The organism is Mesorhizobium sp. P3_A9 (assembly GCF_056402975.1).
Window position 1 is genome coordinate 38,820 of record NZ_JBFUGJ010000002.1, and the last position, 15,326, is coordinate 54,145.

Genomic DNA, 15,326 nt, shown 5'->3' on the forward strand with positions numbered 1-15,326 from the left:
ATGAAGTCCAATCTCCCCCCAAGTGGGGGAGATGTCCGGCAGGACAGAGGGGGGCGCCAAGGAACTCAGCCTATCCAATTTTGCGGTCTCGTGTGGCGATGCCGGAAGCACCGGTCGCCCCTCACACCTTGACCAGTTGCTCCACGCGGTCCTTCTGGCCAAAAATCCTGATATAGCGCTCTATCTCCTTCTTATCCCCCGTCGCTTTGGCCGGGTTGTCGGATAGCTTCACCGCCGGCCTGCCATTGGCCTCGGTGACCTTGCAGACCAGCGATATCGCATCGAGGCTGTTGGTTTCGATCGGCGCGCAGCCTTCGAAATCATTGGTCAGGTTGGTGCCCCAGCCGAAGGACATGCGCACCTTGCCCTTGAAATGACGGTAGGTCTCCTCGATGGTTTCCACCTCAAGCCCGTCGGAGAAGATCAGCAGCTTCTGCTTGGGGTCCTTGCCCTTCTCGCGCCACCACGACAGGATTTTTTCGCCGCCCTCGATCGGCGGTGCGCTGTCGGGACGGAAGCCGGTCCAGTCGGCCACCCAGTCCGGCGCGTCGCGCAGGAAGGAGGCGGTGCCGAAAGCATCGGGCAGCACGATCAAGAGGTTGCCGCCATAGTAGCGCTGCCAGTCCTGCAGCACCTTGTAGGGCGACTGTTTCAGCTCTTTCTCGGACTTGGCAAGGGCGGCAAACACCATCGGCAGTTCATGCGCGTTGGTGCCGAGCGCTTCGAGGTCGTTGTCCATGGCCAGCAGCACGTTGGAGGTGCCGGTGAAGGCCTCGCCGATGCCTTCCTTCAGCGCTTCGACGCACCAGCGCTGCCACAGGAAGGAATGGCGCCGGCGCGTGCCGAAATCCGATATGCGGATGCCGGGCAGAGCCTTCAGCCGCTCTGTCTTGGCCCACATCTTGGCCTTGGCGCGGGCATAGAGCACATCGAGCGCGAACGGCCCGAAGGCCCGCATGGCCGCGCGAGATCGGAGTTCGTTGATGATGGCGAGCGCCGGGATTTCCCACAGCGTGGTGTACATCCACGGCCCGCTGAAGGTCAGCTCATACTGGCCGTCGCGCTTCGACAGCTCGTAGTCCGGCAGCCGGAAGCCTTCCAGCCAGGCCAGGAATTCCGGTTCGAAGATCTGTTTGCGGCCATAGAAATTGTTACCGCCGAGCCAGATCATCTCCTTCTTGGAGAAGCGCAGCGTGCGGGCATGGTCGAGCTGTTCGCGCAACTCGCCTTCATCGATCTCGTCGGCCAGGTGCACCGAGGTTGTGCGGTTGATCAGCGAGAAGGTGGTCTCCACCTTGGGGTACATGCCCCAGATCATCTGCAGCATCAAAAGCTTGTAGAAGTCCGTGTCGAGCAGGCTGCGCACGATCGGGTCGAGCTTCCAGGTGTGGTTGTAGACGCGCCGCGCAATATCGGTCTTTGCCATGTCTGGTTACCGCCTTCGCTGCCTGCCACCCACAATCGCGACAGGCCTCATAGCATCGAATTGGCCAGAACGCTGCCCGCTTTCAAGCTGGCCCGACAAAAAGAACGGCCTGCATATGGCTGTGGACAGGCCAATCTCAGCTCCCGGTCTTTGCGCCGATGACCTTGAGTTGCGGACGCTTGCGGCGGCTGATGATGCGGCCGGCGACCGGAGCGTCGGCGCGGCCGTCATCCCCGGCCTTTTCGGCGAACAGCCAGTCGATGAACACCTGCACGATCGGCGTCGTCCGCATTTCGTTGCGGCAGACGATGTAGAATTCGTCGACCGCCGGCACCGACAGGCTGAATGGCGCGACCAGCATGCCCCTGGCCAGCAGCGCGCTTGCCGTTACGGAATCGCCCAGCGCCACGCCATGGCCGTGCACCGCGGCCTCGGTCGCCATGCGTGCGTCACCCAGATAATGGCGGCGGCCGCGCTCGAGATCCAATGCATCGGCGGTTGCCAGCCAGGTGTGCCATTCGCGTCCGTCATCGCCATGCAGGAAGACATGATCGGCGAGATCGCGAACGCTGCGGATCGGCCGGTTGTTGATCAAGGTCGGGCTGACCACGGGAAACAGTTCGAGACCGGACCATTTGCGCATCCAGCAATCGGCCCAGCTGCCATTGCCATAGTGTACGCAGACATCGATATGCGGCGCGCGGATATCCCTGGGATCGTTGGAGGGGATGAGCGTCAGCTGGATGTCGGGATATTGCGCGGTGAAGCTGCCCAGCCTCGGCGTCATCCACAAAAGCAGCAATGCCGGCACGCAGGACACCGACAGCGCGCCGCTGCTGGCCGGCCGTGTCAGCCGCTGGGTGGCGGCGGCGATGCCGTCGAAGGCTGTCGACACCGCCGGCAAGAGCTCGGCGCCATGCGGCGTCAGTTTGACCCGTTGGCCGACACGCTCGAACAGCTTGACACCGAGCGACTGTTCCAGCGCCTTGATCTGGTGGCTGATGGCGCCATGCGTGACATTCAGCTCACCCGCCGCCTTGGTCAGCGAGCCATGGCGCGCCGTGGCCTCGAAGGCGCGCAGTGGGTTCAGGGGTGGCAGGCGCTTGGCCATGATGCTCCACTTCTTTGTGAGATTTTCTCACAGAAAACACCCTAACAATATCAATTGATTTTTCAATGCGGCTGCCGGACACTTCAGCCCGGAACAGCATCAAGACGTGAAATCTGCAGGCAGCCAGCGGGACAGCGACCCGGCCGGATGACGGTCAGTTCGCCTGGGGTCGCCGACGGTCATACAGCATCAGCCAGGAGGAACGGATATGGGTTACGATCGCGGCAAGCTCGACGCGTTGCGTCGCAAGTATGGCGAGAGCCATGGCGGCGAAATGTTCGACCCGAAGTTCCGCAAGGTCGCCGACAAGATCTTCTCCAAGAGCGGCACCAGGCTGGCGCCCTATTCCGGCATTCCGACCTTCCTCGCCGCGCCCTACCGTGAAATCGCTGCGGAGAATCCGGATTTCGGCGACCTGCAGGTGGCCATCATCGGCGTGCCGATGGACCTCGGCGTCACCAACCGGCCGGGCTCCCGCTTTGGGCCGCGGGCGCTGCGCGCCATCGAACGTATCGGCCCCTACAATCACGTGCTGGAATGCGCCCCGACGCATGAGCTTCGGGTGGCCGACATCGGCGACACGCCGTTCCGCAGCCGTTACCGGCTGGAGATCAGCCATGAGGATATCGAGCGCCGCACCAACCAGATCGTCGATGCCGGCGTCATTCCACTGTCGGTCGGCGGCGATCATTCGATCAGCCATCCGATCCTGAAGGCCGTCGGCAAGAAGGCCCCGGTCGGCCTCATCCACATCGACGCCCATTGCGACACCAGCGGCCTGTTCGACATGACCAAGTTCCACCACGGCGGACCGTTCCGCAACGCGGTGCTCGATGGCGTGCTCGATCCGACCCGCACCATCCAGATCGGCATTCGCGGCTCGGCCGAATATCTGTGGGAGTTCACCTACGAGTCCGGCATGACCGTGGTCCACGCCGAGGAGGTGACCGGTCTCGGCATACCCGCCATCATCGAGAAGGCGCGCAAGATCGTCGGCGACGGCCCGACCTATGTCTCCTTCGATATCGACAGCGTCGACCCGGCCTTCGCGCCGGGCACCGGCACGCCGGAAGTCGGCGGCCTGACGACGCGCGAGGTGCTCGAACTGCTGCGCGGCCTCAAAGGCATCAACATCGTCGGCGGTGACGTCGTCGAGGTGGCGCCGCAATATGACGCCACCACCAACACCGCGCACGCCGGCGCCCAGGTGCTGTTCGAAATCCTGAGCCTGATGGTGTTCAGCCCGGCCATTACGGGCAAGGGAGCCTGACGACCAAAACCAAGGCGGCCGCCGCGCTGGAGCCGGCGGTCGACCCAGACAATCAAAAAGCTTCCAGAAGGGGAATACCAATGACAATCCAAAAAACACTCAAATCATCCATCGCCGCCATCCTGGTGCTGGGCGCCGCCGGTTTCGGCTTCGCCACGCAGGCCGCCAATGCCGACGCGCTGGCGGATATCACCAAGGCCGGCACCATCAATGTCGGCGTCTTCGCCGATTTCCCGCCCTTCTCCTCGGCCAGCGCCGATATGAGCCTCAAGGGCTATGACATGGATGTCGCGCAGTACATCGCCGACACGCTCAAGGTGAAGCTCAACCCGGTCGCCGTCACCGGCCAGAACCGCATCCCCTATCTGAACGACCATCGCGTCGACATACTGATGAGCGTCGGCTACTCGAAGGAGCGTGAGCAGGTCATCGACTTCGCCGCTGCCTACGCACCCTATTACATCGCGGTGATCGGGCCGGCGGCGATGACGGTCAAAGGCAAGGAAGACCTTGCCGACAAGTCGATCGCCGTCAACCGTGGCACGCTCGAGGACACCTCGCTCACCGAGGCAGCACCGGCCTCGGCCGACATCAAGCGCTTCGACAACTACAATTCGGTCATCCAGGCCTTCATCTCCGGCCAGACCCAGCTGATGGTCGTCGGCAACGATGTCGGCGCCCAGGTGCTGGCCAAGCAGGATGCGCTGAAGCCGGAGCAAAAATTCCAGCTGCTGACCTCGCCCTCGCATATCGGCCTCAACAAGAACGAGGACGGCTTGAAGAAGGCGGTCAACGACGCCATCGCCAAGATGCTGGCCGACGGCAAGCTGGACGAAAGCTCGAAGGCCTGGCTGAAGACGCCGCTCAACCCCGACAATCTCAAGGATTGAGTTTCCGTGGCCTTTGCCTGGCTCCCGGGTGCTGTGGGCGACATCGCGCATGGCGCGGTGACGACGATCCTGCTGATCGCCGTCACCACGCTGGCGGGGACGCTGCTCAGCATCCTCGGCGCCGCCGGACGGCGCAACGGCCCCGTGCTGCTCAAGCGGGCCATCGCCTGGTATGTCGAGGTGATGCGCAACACACCGTTCCTGGTGCAGTTGTTCTTCATCTTCTTCGGCCTGCCCAGCCTCGGCATCAGGCTCGACCCGATCCTGGCCGCCATGCTGGCGATGACGCTCAACATGGCAGCCTATACGATCGAGATCGTCGGCGCCGGGCTTGATGCCGTGCCGGGCGGGCAGACGGAAGCCGCCCTGGCGCTGGGTTTGAGGCCCCGCCAGGTCTTCATCAAGATCGTGCTGCCTCAGGCGCTCAAGATCATCTATCCGGCGCTGACCAGCCAGATCGTCATCATGATGCTGGAATCGGCCGTGGTCTCGCAGATCGCGGTGCGCGAGCTGACCTATGAGGCCGACATGCTGCAGGCGCGCACCTTCCGTTCCTTCGAGACCTATTTCGTCGTGACGCTGGTCTACCTCGCTCTGTCGATGGCCTTGCGACGGCTGCTGGTCACCGGTGGGCGCCGTGTTCTCGGAGCTGGTGTGTCATGATCGAATTCACCTTCTGGGACATCGTGCGCAACCTTCTGCTCGCCGCCCGCTGGACGGTGCTGCTGTCGCTGGCCGCCTTTGTCGGCGGCGCTGCCGTCGGAATGGCGGTGCTGTTCCTGAGGATATCCAAGAATAAATGGAGCCGGCGCTTTGCCTCCGGCTACATCGCCCTGTTCCAGGGAACGCCGCTGCTGATGCAGCTTTTCCTGATGTTCTTTGGGCTTCCCATGCTCGGCCTGCGCATCGAACCGTGGACCGCGGCGGTGCTCGGCCTGACCTTCTTCGCCAGCGCCTACCTCGCCGAGATCTGGCGTTCCGGCGTCGACGCGCTGCCGCGCGGCCAGTGGGATGCCGGCGCCAGCTTAGGCCTGCACTATCTCCAGGAACTCAGGCTGATCATCCTGCCGCAAGCCTTCTCGATCACCCGCGCGCCGACGGTCGGCTTCCTGGTGCAGCTGATCAAATCGACGGCGCTAACCTCGATCATCGGCTTCGAGGAGCTGGTCAGGACCTCCAACGCCATCAACAACGCCACCTTCGAACCCTTCAAGGTCTATGGGTTGGTGGCGCTGATCTTCTTCCTCATGTGCTTCCCGCTGACGCAATACGCCCGTTCGCTGGAGAAGCAGGCGGCGGCGCGCTGAGCAGAAGGCATGTTGTGTTCTGCAACATCGACGGCGACTAACGCCGGATATCGGAAGTGACAGCAGGGCCGACAACGACCCGCCTGCCCCAGGTGAATACGCGCCCGGTGGCGGTCGTCCCCAACTATGCGCAAGACAGGTATATCATTCACGGCTAATGTTATCCCGCTGCAGGGAGACAACGGCCGATGAAGAGCCAAGAAACTCTGGCCACCACCACCCGTCTCGGCCCGGTTCATTTGCGCGTCGTCGACATTCCAGCCGCTTTGCCGGTCTGGCGTGACGTCATCGGGCTCTCGACGCTGACCAGGGATGGCGGGATCGTCGAACTCGGCGTCGACGGCAAGACCCTTATTGTGTTGCACGCCGGAGCAACAACCGTCCTGCCGCCAAAGTCCCGCGATCTGTTTCATGTCGCCATTCATGTCACGAGACGCAAGGAACTGGCCCGGGTCGCCGCCCGGCTGCGTGCCTCCGGCCTGAGGCACGGCGCCCAGGATCATCTGATCTCGGAATCGCTCTACGTTTCCGACCCTTCGGGCAACGGGATCGAGATCTGCTTCGACACGCCCGGGCGCCTCGCCTCCAGGGAAGAGACGGCTGGCGGCGGTGTTTCGCTTGTCGCCAAGGACGGTACAAGGCATTCCGGTCTCGAGCCCCTGGATGTCGATCGATTGCTGCAGGAGCTCGGCACGGCGGACCGTGCCAAGGTTCCGCTGGCGGTGGACAGCTTCATCGGTCACGTTCATATGCGCGCGCGGTCGCCCGAAACGCTGATGGCGTTCTACCTCGGCGTGCTTGGCTTCAGGCCACATATCCAGTCCGCAACGTTTGGCCTGTTCGACTGTGGTACCGAGGAACGCCCACACATGGTGGCGTTCAACATCTGGGCGCGCGGCGAGCTGAAGGAGCCACCCCTTGGCGCGGCAGGTCTGGAGCATTTTACCGTTGTGCTTCCGAGCCGGGGAGACCTCGCCGCCGTCACGCGTCGTCTCCGCGATGCGCAGGTGCCCTGGCTGGAAACGGAAGGTGCGCTGGACCTCGCCGATCCCGAGGGAAACCGCCTGCGGATGGTGTTCGCAAGGGGCTGATCTGGCTGCGGGCCTGAACCCCGGGAGGGGGACAATGGTGATAAGGGTAATCGGAACGGGCTTTGGCCGGACAGGAACGGACTCGATGCGCGAGGCGCTGACGATCCTTGGTTTCGGCCCCTGTCACCATATGTTCGAAGTCATGGCCAATGAAGACCAGAAGCGGCTTTGGCGGGCTCTGGCGAAGGGCGCGGCACCAGACTGGAATCAACTGTTTGCCGGCTACGCCTCCTGCATCGATTGGCCCTCGGCGCACTATTGGCGTGATCTGATTGAGTTCTATCCGGACGCCCGGGTCATCCTGACATACCGTTCGCCGGAAAGCTGGTGGGAAAGCTTCGAGAAAACGATCGTGGCAGGCATCAGCCAGAGCACGGATCAGGAATCGCTGGGTCTTGCCTTGATCTCCAGGCAGGTCTTCGGCGGCCGGCCGCACGATCGCGCCCATGCCATAGCCGTCTACGAAGCCAATATAGGCGCGGTCATTGCGACAGTGCCGCCGGCTCGGCTGCTGGTTCACAATCTGGGAGATGGATGGGAGTCGCTTTGCCTGCATCTCGGTGTGTCGGTGCCGGACCAGCCATATCCCAATCGCAACAACACCAAGGACTTTCAGTCGACTCTCGCACTGAATTAGTTCCTCGCGTCTGCAAGGGCTGATGACCACCTCGCAACTGCGGACGTCGATGTTGGCCTGGTTGGTCTCGTCCTTCCTTTGCCACGCAACCGTGATTTGCGGTCAGTCGAAGTCCGCCTCACTGTGAGCATAACGGCTTTCGGCGGGGAGGGCGCTTCAGCGATGCAGGCGAAACATCTTGTCGCTCTCGCGGGCCTGTTTGCCTTTTGGATGGCACAGCCGGCTACGGCCGCCAGCCAGGAACCCGATCGCGTCAGCATTCCGGCCGACGGCAAGAACGAGCCGGCGACACTGGACGCAATGCTGTTCAAGCCGCAAGGGCAAGGGCCGTTTCCGGCAATCGTCGCCATGCATGGCTGCAGCGGCCTGTGGAGCAGCAAGAACGACGCGGAGCTCAGTCCGCGCCATGCCGATTGGGGCCAGCGCCTGGCCGCTCTCGGCTATGTCGTGATCTTTCCGGACAGCTATGGTTCCCGGGGACTGGGCCCGCAATGCAAGAACGGCGACCGCGAGGTGGAGCCGTATCGCGAGCGGGTGGAGGATGCCAACGCCGCCCGCCGCTATCTGCAGACGCTGTCCTATGTGAAGTCAGCCGCCATCGCCTTGCTCGGCTGGTCGAATGGCGGCTCGACCGTCCTTTACACGGTCCGGCCGAAGGACCGGCCAAAGGCTGGCTCGCTTGACTTCCGCGCTGCGGTCGCTTTTTACCCCGGCTGCACGGCTTCGGTCGAAAAAGGCGATTGGGCGACCCGTGTGCCGCTTCTCATTGTAATGGGCGAGGCGGACGACTGGACTCCGGCCGCGCCGTGCAAGAAGCTGGCGGACGCCAACGCCGACAGCGTGAAGCTCATCCTCTATCCCGGCGCCTATCATGATTTCGACAATGAGGCGCAGAAACTGCACGAACTGCATGGGTTGGCCTACACGGCCAATGGCAACGGCGTTGCGCATGCCGGACTGAACCCGGCAGCCCATGCGGCGGCGCTCAAGGACGTGCCCGATTTCCTCGCCGTGCTGAAACAGTAGGGGGACATCAGATTAACCTGACTGTCGCCGGGCAGATGCCGCTTTCGATCACGCGCGCCGACCGTCGGCTTGCTGGTGCAGCTGATCAAATCGATGGCGCTGACCTCAATCATCGGCTTCGAGGAACTGCTGCGGACCTCCAACGCCGTCAACAACGCGACCTTCGAACCGTTCAAGGTCTACAGACTGGCGGCGCTGACCTTCTTCGTCATGTGCTTCCCGCTGATGCGATACGCGCGTTCGATCGAGAAGCGGGCGCCGGTGCGCTGGGCCGCGAGTATGATTTCTTGACGGGCGTCGACGGCAATTACAAACGATGAAGCTGTCTCTGCGGCAGCGCTCGAATGGGCCCTTTGGGGTCAGAGCCGGAATTGGCGAATGGCAGGCCCTGACCCTGTAGGCGAACTTTCTGAAGCTCACCCAACAGCGGCTTTGCGCCTCGCGCGGTGACAAATCCGGCAGCAGGTGCACCTCAAGATGATGACCGGAGATCGACCCAAAAATGATGGAGTTCAAAGGGTGACATCGCGTCTAGCCGGGTCAGATCATGCGAGGCAAAATGCAATACCGAGGATTCGGAAAATAGACCCGGTTTAGGGAGCGCCGTGAGGCCTGCCTGAGCGAGTTCCTGCGTGACTTCACTCCAGATCGGCTCGACATCCATCGACTGAACATAACCGATCATGGCGCCTCCGATGTCGTCCTTCCCATAGAGGTGAGATTGATCGACAAATCGGTTGACGCCGTGGGCGACATAGTTCGCGTTCAATGCCCATGTTCCGATCGCTTGACCTAGGCGTTTGCACTCGACGACATATGCGCGTGTCGCACGAGCAAGATCCTCTGCCTGATCGTCCTGAAAGCTCCACTGAAAGTCTGGGCGTTTATTTTCACGCGGCGTTCTTTCCGGGTCGTCTGGGCTCGGCTGATTATTGGCCTCAGCCGCTGGCGCGAGTGTCCATGTATGTTCGCGGCTCAGCGTCGGGCGCGGAAGGATATTGAAGAGCGCCTTCTGCCGTTCAGCGGCAATGCGATGCATTCGGAAAAATAGATCGCGGTTGAGATCGTTTTCGCATGAGTTACCGAAGCCGCTGTCGTCCGCCGCCGCGGCGAGACTCTCAAGCCCCGCACGAACGACGTCCTCGACTTTCTCGACGAACGACGGCCATAAATTGATCGCAATAGCGGCCAACCCGGTCATTCGCGGTCACCCATTGGTACGCGAAGCCAGCTGAAAGAATAACGCTTCTGCGTCCTCACGCGCAGTGCTGGCGGTCCATAGTCGTCGTGCATTTTGTCTGACGATAATGAAACTGTCTGCCGACACCGTCCTAATGGCACGCTTCGTGTAGAAAGCCGGCGAAAGCGGTTGGTCGAGAGCGTCTGCGCAACGAGTGACGACAGATCGCCAAAAGTCGGCGTCCTGCTCCTTTTCGTGCCGGGGAGCGGCCAGGGAAAATACGACCGCGATTGCGTCGCGACTTGGCGAGGCAATCGCCTGCCAATGCAGTTCGGAACCCTTTGGCAATTGGGCGTTCCACGCATCCAAAAACGCTCGGAGATAAGGCTGCAGTCCGCCGCGTAAAGGGGCCTTCGGAAGATCGGCGCCGGTTCCATGTGCGACCTTGGGGAATGACAGACGGTTTGTCGATTTCGCTTCTGCCCCTTTCCAATACAGGTCGTGACTCTCGGCCCAGAAGTCTTCAACTAAGTCCCGCTCTGCCTGGGAAAGCTCAAACAGGTCAAAAATGGCGTTATCAAGCTGGCAGAGCCACGGCTCTTCAGGTACTTTTTGCGGAAGAATGACGAATAGGCCAGATGTCGAACGGGATTGCGGTGGAAGTTCGCGCAACTGATCTACCGCCCGCACGACGCGTTTTGCCGCATCGTTATGTTCCGATCTGGACATGCCCCAGGAGGGCCTGAGCCGAACAGGAACGCGCAGCAGGTCGCGTGCCGTCACCTTGTCGTGCCATCCGCCCCAGCTTCCTGCAGTCATGAACAGAAGATACCGTCCGAGCGAGGACCACAACACACCCAGCGCCAGCTTCGCCTCAGTTTCGGAGAGATGCGGCAGTGGAATGCAATAAAAGCTGTGGCGGAATGAGAATTCCTGGCTTTCGAGCCTGGCTACAGGGCCGATCGGTTCTCTGACTCCGTGGGTGATTACTAGACGCTGCCCGTCATAGATTCGCTGATCGGGATCCCGTTTGATCCCAGTCGGCGGCGGGAGAAACCAGCTGTCATCTAAAGGGCCAAAACGCTCAACCTTTCTGTTATTAAGCTCAAGCAAGACCGCGAGCTTCCCCGTCGGCGCGGTGCTGCCACGCTGCCAACCGTAGCTTGGCTTCGGCTCCGTACCCTTGACGACCTCCCCAAGTGACCGCTCGAGCATAAGTCTGGACACCAGCGCCGCATCATGATGCCCGCCCCACCAGAAGACTTTCCAGAGATGATCCCCGTCTGCCAGGTCGCGTTGCGCCACGACCCGCCGGTCGAGCGGGACGGCAGCCATGGACCGCAATCGCGCGACAGGCCCCGCCCGCCTCGCGTTCCAGAGCACTACCCTCTCATCGGGGGAGGGGGAACGGTTCTCGGCCAGAAGAAAGGCGAAGGGCGCGACGGCCTTCGCGAAAAATACGCGCCGCACATGTGCCATGTTCACCACCTGCCTGAGCGCCGCGCGCTCAAGGAGATTTTGGCGAAACCCCCTGCTCGTATCCCGGTCGTTCCAAAATATCTTCATGCCGATGAGCAGGCCAAGGGTCCCGCCTTGCCGTAGCATCGTGAGGGAGCGATGAATGAATAGCTGGGAATACGACCCTTCGCCTGCGGGGAACTTGAATGCGGCTGCCCAAAGGCGGGGAATCGATTTCTCGGATGGCGCCTCTTGCCAAGGTGGGTTCCCAACCACCACGTCGAAGCTGCCGAGAGAGAGATCGAGTGTTCCGCCGCTGGCGAGCAGGCGGCTGTCGTCCGCACGACCTTTATAGGCCTTGTTGGCCTTTACACGCTCGGTAAGGAGCTGTTGCTCGCCAACAGTAAGGGCAAAGGCGTCCGAGACCAGAAGAATGCCATAGTGGCTCTCGTCGCGCACGCCGCTGTGCAGGAGATGGGGCAGGGGACCGCCCGAGGCGATGTCGGGTGGCTCCTGTTGGTCCAGCAACGCCAGATACAGGCTGAAGGCGGCTACGCGTGCGGCCTCCGCATTGATCTCCACCCCGAAGATGCGATTCTGCAGAATATGGCGTAACTCGTCGGGCGAAAGATTGCGTTTTCGCCCCTGTGCTTCGTAGCGAACAATCCGCCGAAAGGCCTCCACGAGAAATATGCCTGATCCGCAGGCCGGATCAAGGATCGTCGGTTTGAGTGCCAGACACGCCGGCGTCAGGGTGCGGCGCAACGCATCGTGAACAAGGTTTGCGGGCGTATAGTGGGTACCGGCGCCGTGCTTAAGCTCATCTTCCTCGGGCGCATCCTCTTCAAGCACCTCCTCAATATGCTCGACGAAGGATATCTTCGACTCGGACTGAACGTCTCGGCTACTCTCACCTTCCCCCGGAGCGGCCTCGTCGCCCGGCTTTTGACTGAGGGAGTCGTGATAGAATTGCTCGTAGATGCTGCTGATAAGTGCGAGAGGAACTACTTCAAAATCATAGGCCCAGAAAAAGAGAGGCTGCTGCCCGGCTTGTATTTCTCCAAGAAGAAATGCCCGTAACAGCTGCAACGCGGCATCGTCAAACCGTTTCTCCCGCGCCTCTCCAAGCGCAAATAGGTCACCGTTGAAATCGTGAGCCAAGCTCTCGAACAACGCGTGCGTGAAGCCTGCGTCACGAAGCACCCTGTCATATAGACGCTGCTTTCCCGGTGGTCCAAGCACAGGTATGGCGCCCTCATCGTTAAGCACACGCTGCCAGGCTACGTGTTTGCCAGCCACCCGCTCGAAATAAGCCCGCGTCAGTACTCCGCGATCCTCCAAGTACCGCACGAGGATGGATCGACCGATAAGCGCATGGGCCTCAGCCATAGACAGGCCTGTCGACTCTAGCTGCGCGCGCACATGCCTCAGGTCCTCGATCAGCCGGCGGTCAGCACGCGCAGGTGCGGAACCGCCCACTTCCATGAGCCCCTGCAGATCGGGACCATATTCGTCGATTTCTCGCGTAAGGCTAAGCACGTCAGCAGCTGAGGACAGCACCCGCCACGGATCTTTTGGGGGGCTTCCGCGCCTAGGCGGCAAATTGAGATCGTAGATGCGAAGCTCGTTGGGAAGTGCCACGAACAGGCAACGCGGCTCTGACATGCACCAAGCACGTCGATAAAGCTCACCCAGTGCTGCTTCATCCGGCGCCCTGCGGGCATCAGTGAACACCGCAACAGGATCGCCGCGAACAAAGAGCACCTTTTCGGCACCGAGTCTTTCAGCGAGGCTCAGCCAATCGCCGAGGTCAGTCCAGCGCTCAACGGAACTGTCGTGTTCGCGAAGCGCATTGGGTTCTGACACCGCATCAAGGAGGTCGTCCGACCGATCCGAAAAGCTGCTGTATATCTGATCAAGGAGCGTACGGCCTTGGTTATTCACGGTGTGCTCCCGTCGCGAACTGCATGGCTCGCTGTTCCCTCAGATGGGGCCGCCATCCAGAAAGATGGGCGGTGTGCTCAGCGATCTGCATCATGTCCGGTCCGCAGGACCAGCGGGAGTTGTTTCGTTTCATCGCATCCAAGAGGCGAACGAGGGCTTACTCCACGAGAGCCTCGGGCACCGTGCGAGATCCCAATGGCCGTGGTCTTCGCATCTAAGCTGACGGAAACCTCACTTTGGAAGATATGCTGATCAACCCGATATGCTGCACTATGCACCACTATGGTGACGAAGGGAATCCCGTTTCCTGAGCCGCGCCTATGCTGTTCGGAAACTTTGCGGCTGGTAAACAGCGCAAGACCGAGCGACGCGGATTGTTCGGGTCGAGTTGCTCAGCCACAGCAAAGGAAGCGGAGACGGCCCAAAAGGCGAGGTTAGGATGGCCGCGTCGGGCGCTTGCCGGATGGCTTTCGCAGGCCGATCAGAAGGCGCCGTATGATGAGCCGCATTGTCAGGAGATGACGGCTACGCGGCAGCCGTTTCGTTCAATGCCCGAACGCCAACGGCGGCGCGATGCGGTCGCGCCGCAGCCAGCGCCCCAGCAGCAGCGCCGCTACCACCGCCAGCCCCGTCGACAGGCCCATCCAGATGCCGACGCCATGGAAGCCGAAATGGAAGGCGAGCAGCACGCCGAGCGGCAGGCCGACGCCCCAATAGCCGATCGCGGCGTAGATCATCGGCACCTTGGTGTCGTGCAGGCCACGCAGCATGCCGGCGGCGACCGCCTGTGCGCCGTCGAAGACCTGGAAAAGCGCTGCAAAGGCCAGGAACGACACGGCAAGCGCGATCACCCTGGCATTGGCCGGGTTGCTCAGATCGATGAAGGCACTGATCAGCGGATGCGGCCACAGGATCATCACCAGCCCCATCAGCGCCATGAACGACACGCCGATGACGAAAGCGGTCCAGCCGGCACGCGACACGCCCTCCGGATTGCCGGCGCCATGCGCAAGCCCGACGCGCACCGTCACCGCCTGGTTGAGGCCGAGCGGCACCATGAAGGAGATCGAAGCGATCTGGATGGCGATCGCATGTGCGGCCAGCGAATCAGCGTCGATCAGGCCCATCAGCAGCGCGGCCGCATTGAAGATCGTCACCTCGAAAGCCAGGATGCCGGCGATCGGCAGGCCAAGCCGCAGCAGCCCCTTGAAGCGCGGCCAGTCGGAGCGCCAGAAGCGGCCGAAGAGATGGTAGCGCCGGAACCTCTTCTCCAGCATCACCACCGCTGCCATGCCGACGAACATCAGTGTGCTGGACAGCGACGTGGCAAGGCCGGAGCCGGAGATGCCCATGGCCGGAAAGCCGAGATTGCCGAACATGAACACCCAGTTGAAGAAGACGTTGCAAGCGACGGCGACGAAGACGATGACCAGCGCCCAGCCTGGCCGTTCCAGAGCCGAAATGAACGAGCGCAGCACGATATAGCCGTAGAAAGGCAGCACCGCCCATTCGAGCCAGCGCAGATAGATGCCGGCCTGATGCGCCAGTGCCGGCTCCTGGCCCATCGCCAGCAGAATGGCCTCGCCATGCCAAAGCACGAGCCAGATCGGGATCGAGATCAGGATCGCCAGCCACAAGCCCTGGCGCACGGTGCGGCGCAGGTCGCGCACCGAATAGCGACGACGGCCGAGCTCGGTCGCGATCATCGGCGAGGTTGCCAGCATCAGGCCAAGCCCGAAGATCAGCGGCATGAAATAGAGGTTGGCACCCAGCGCGCCGCTGGCCAGCGTATCCGCTCCGAGACGTCCCATCATCATGACGTCTGTGGCCGTCATCGCGGTCTGGCCGAGATTGGTCAGCACCATCGGCCAGGCCAGCGCCAGCGTCGCCCTGATTTCCTGACGCCAAAGGTTTTCCGGCGCGCGAGCGCCGGCTTCGATCGCAGACATTGTTCCGCTCTTTCCAGATACGGCACGTCGGCAAAGC

At 61.9% G+C, this 15,326-nt stretch carries 12 protein-coding genes and 1 pseudogene; 8 read left to right on the forward strand and 5 right to left on the reverse strand.

Going from position 1 to position 15,326, the window contains the following annotated elements; genetic code table 11:
- Positions 1-121: 121 nt before the first annotated feature.
- Together pncB and gcvA are read right to left on the reverse strand one after the other, a co-directional pair.
- Positions 122-1,426 carry a nicotinate phosphoribosyltransferase gene (pncB, locus tag AC1DX0_RS01025; protein ID WP_477218801.1) on the reverse strand — a complete coding sequence of 435 codons (1,305 nt, stop codon included), beginning with the start codon at positions 1,424-1,426 and terminating at the stop codon, positions 122-124.
- A 136-nt stretch (positions 1,427-1,562) separates the two neighbouring features.
- Positions 1,563-2,537, reverse strand: coding sequence for a transcriptional regulator GcvA (gene gcvA / locus AC1DX0_RS01030; protein ID WP_477218800.1), 975 nt, complete (start codon positions 2,535-2,537; stop codon positions 1,563-1,565).
- A 208-nt stretch (positions 2,538-2,745) separates the two neighbouring features.
- Between gcvA and speB the strand changes: the two genes are divergently transcribed.
- From speB to AC1DX0_RS01070, 8 genes and pseudogenes are all read left to right on the forward strand, one after another.
- Complete coding sequence (gene speB, locus AC1DX0_RS01035; protein ID WP_477218799.1) at positions 2,746-3,807, forward strand: agmatinase; 1,062 nt, start codon at positions 2,746-2,748, stop codon at positions 3,805-3,807.
- A gap of 80 nt (positions 3,808-3,887) precedes the next feature.
- Positions 3,888-4,697 (forward strand): transporter substrate-binding domain-containing protein, encoded by an 810-nt coding sequence (locus AC1DX0_RS01040; protein WP_477218798.1) that lies wholly within the window; start codon positions 3,888-3,890, stop codon positions 4,695-4,697.
- Between the two features lie 6 nt (positions 4,698-4,703).
- Positions 4,704-5,360 carry an amino acid ABC transporter permease gene (locus AC1DX0_RS01045; RefSeq protein WP_477218797.1) on the forward strand — a complete coding sequence of 219 codons (657 nt, stop codon included), beginning with the start codon at positions 4,704-4,706 and terminating at the stop codon, positions 5,358-5,360.
- Positions 5,357-6,004: an amino acid ABC transporter permease gene (locus tag AC1DX0_RS01050; protein ID WP_477218796.1), complete on the forward strand. Its 648-nt coding sequence runs from the start codon at positions 5,357-5,359 to the stop codon at positions 6,002-6,004. Before AC1DX0_RS01045 ends, AC1DX0_RS01050 begins: the two co-directional genes overlap by 4 nt.
- A 188-nt stretch (positions 6,005-6,192) precedes the next feature.
- The gene (locus AC1DX0_RS01055; RefSeq protein WP_477218795.1) at positions 6,193-7,095 is read left to right on the forward strand and encodes a VOC family protein; all 903 of its coding nucleotides are present in this window, start codon (positions 6,193-6,195) and stop codon (positions 7,093-7,095) included.
- A 34-nt stretch (positions 7,096-7,129) separates the two neighbouring features.
- Positions 7,130-7,732: a sulfotransferase family protein gene (locus tag AC1DX0_RS01060; protein ID WP_477218794.1), complete on the forward strand. Its 603-nt coding sequence runs from the start codon at positions 7,130-7,132 to the stop codon at positions 7,730-7,732.
- A 162-nt stretch (positions 7,733-7,894) separates the two neighbouring features.
- Positions 7,895-8,758 carry a dienelactone hydrolase family protein gene (locus AC1DX0_RS01065; RefSeq protein WP_477218793.1) on the forward strand — a complete coding sequence of 288 codons (864 nt, stop codon included), beginning with the start codon at positions 7,895-7,897 and terminating at the stop codon, positions 8,756-8,758.
- A 48-nt stretch (positions 8,759-8,806) separates the two neighbouring features.
- Positions 8,807-9,049: pseudogene (locus AC1DX0_RS01070) on the forward strand (amino acid ABC transporter permease); the annotation flags it as partial.
- Between the two features lie 181 nt (positions 9,050-9,230).
- On the opposite strand, the gene AC1DX0_RS01075 reads toward AC1DX0_RS01070, so the two are convergent.
- From AC1DX0_RS01075 to AC1DX0_RS01085, 3 genes are all read right to left on the reverse strand, one after another.
- A complete protein-coding gene (locus tag AC1DX0_RS01075; RefSeq protein WP_477218792.1) occupies positions 9,231-9,959 on the reverse strand; it encodes a hypothetical protein in 729 nt (242 codons plus the stop codon).
- A 6-nt stretch (positions 9,960-9,965) separates the two neighbouring features.
- Positions 9,966-13,340 (reverse strand): HsdM family class I SAM-dependent methyltransferase, encoded by a 3,375-nt coding sequence (locus AC1DX0_RS01080; protein WP_477218791.1) that lies wholly within the window; start codon positions 13,338-13,340, stop codon positions 9,966-9,968.
- A gap of 545 nt (positions 13,341-13,885) precedes the next feature.
- On the reverse strand, positions 13,886-15,289 hold the full coding sequence (locus AC1DX0_RS01085) for an MATE family efflux transporter (protein WP_477218790.1): 1,404 nt from the start codon (positions 15,287-15,289) through the stop codon (positions 13,886-13,888).
- Positions 15,290-15,326: the final 37 nt, after the last annotated feature.

Coding starts and splice junctions, on each gene's coding strand:
- pncB (WP_477218801.1), bottom strand. CDS start 1,426: ATGGCAAAGACCGATATTGCGCGGCGCGTCTACAACCACACCTGGAAG.
- gcvA (WP_477218800.1), bottom strand. CDS start 2,537: ATGGCCAAGCGCCTGCCACCCCTGAACCCACTGCGCGCCTTCGAGGCC.
- speB (WP_477218799.1), top strand. CDS start 2,746: ATGGGTTACGATCGCGGCAAGCTCGACGCGTTGCGTCGCAAGTATGGC.
- AC1DX0_RS01040 (WP_477218798.1), top strand. CDS start 3,888: ATGACAATCCAAAAAACACTCAAATCATCCATCGCCGCCATCCTGGTG.
- AC1DX0_RS01050 (WP_477218796.1), top strand. CDS start 5,357: ATGATCGAATTCACCTTCTGGGACATCGTGCGCAACCTTCTGCTCGCC.
- AC1DX0_RS01055 (WP_477218795.1), top strand. CDS start 6,193: ATGAAGAGCCAAGAAACTCTGGCCACCACCACCCGTCTCGGCCCGGTT.
- AC1DX0_RS01060 (WP_477218794.1), top strand. CDS start 7,130: ATGGTGATAAGGGTAATCGGAACGGGCTTTGGCCGGACAGGAACGGAC.
- AC1DX0_RS01065 (WP_477218793.1), top strand. CDS start 7,895: ATGCAGGCGAAACATCTTGTCGCTCTCGCGGGCCTGTTTGCCTTTTGG.
- AC1DX0_RS01075 (WP_477218792.1), bottom strand. CDS start 9,959: ATGACCGGGTTGGCCGCTATTGCGATCAATTTATGGCCGTCGTTCGTC.
- AC1DX0_RS01085 (WP_477218790.1), bottom strand. CDS start 15,289: ATGTCTGCGATCGAAGCCGGCGCTCGCGCGCCGGAAAACCTTTGGCGT.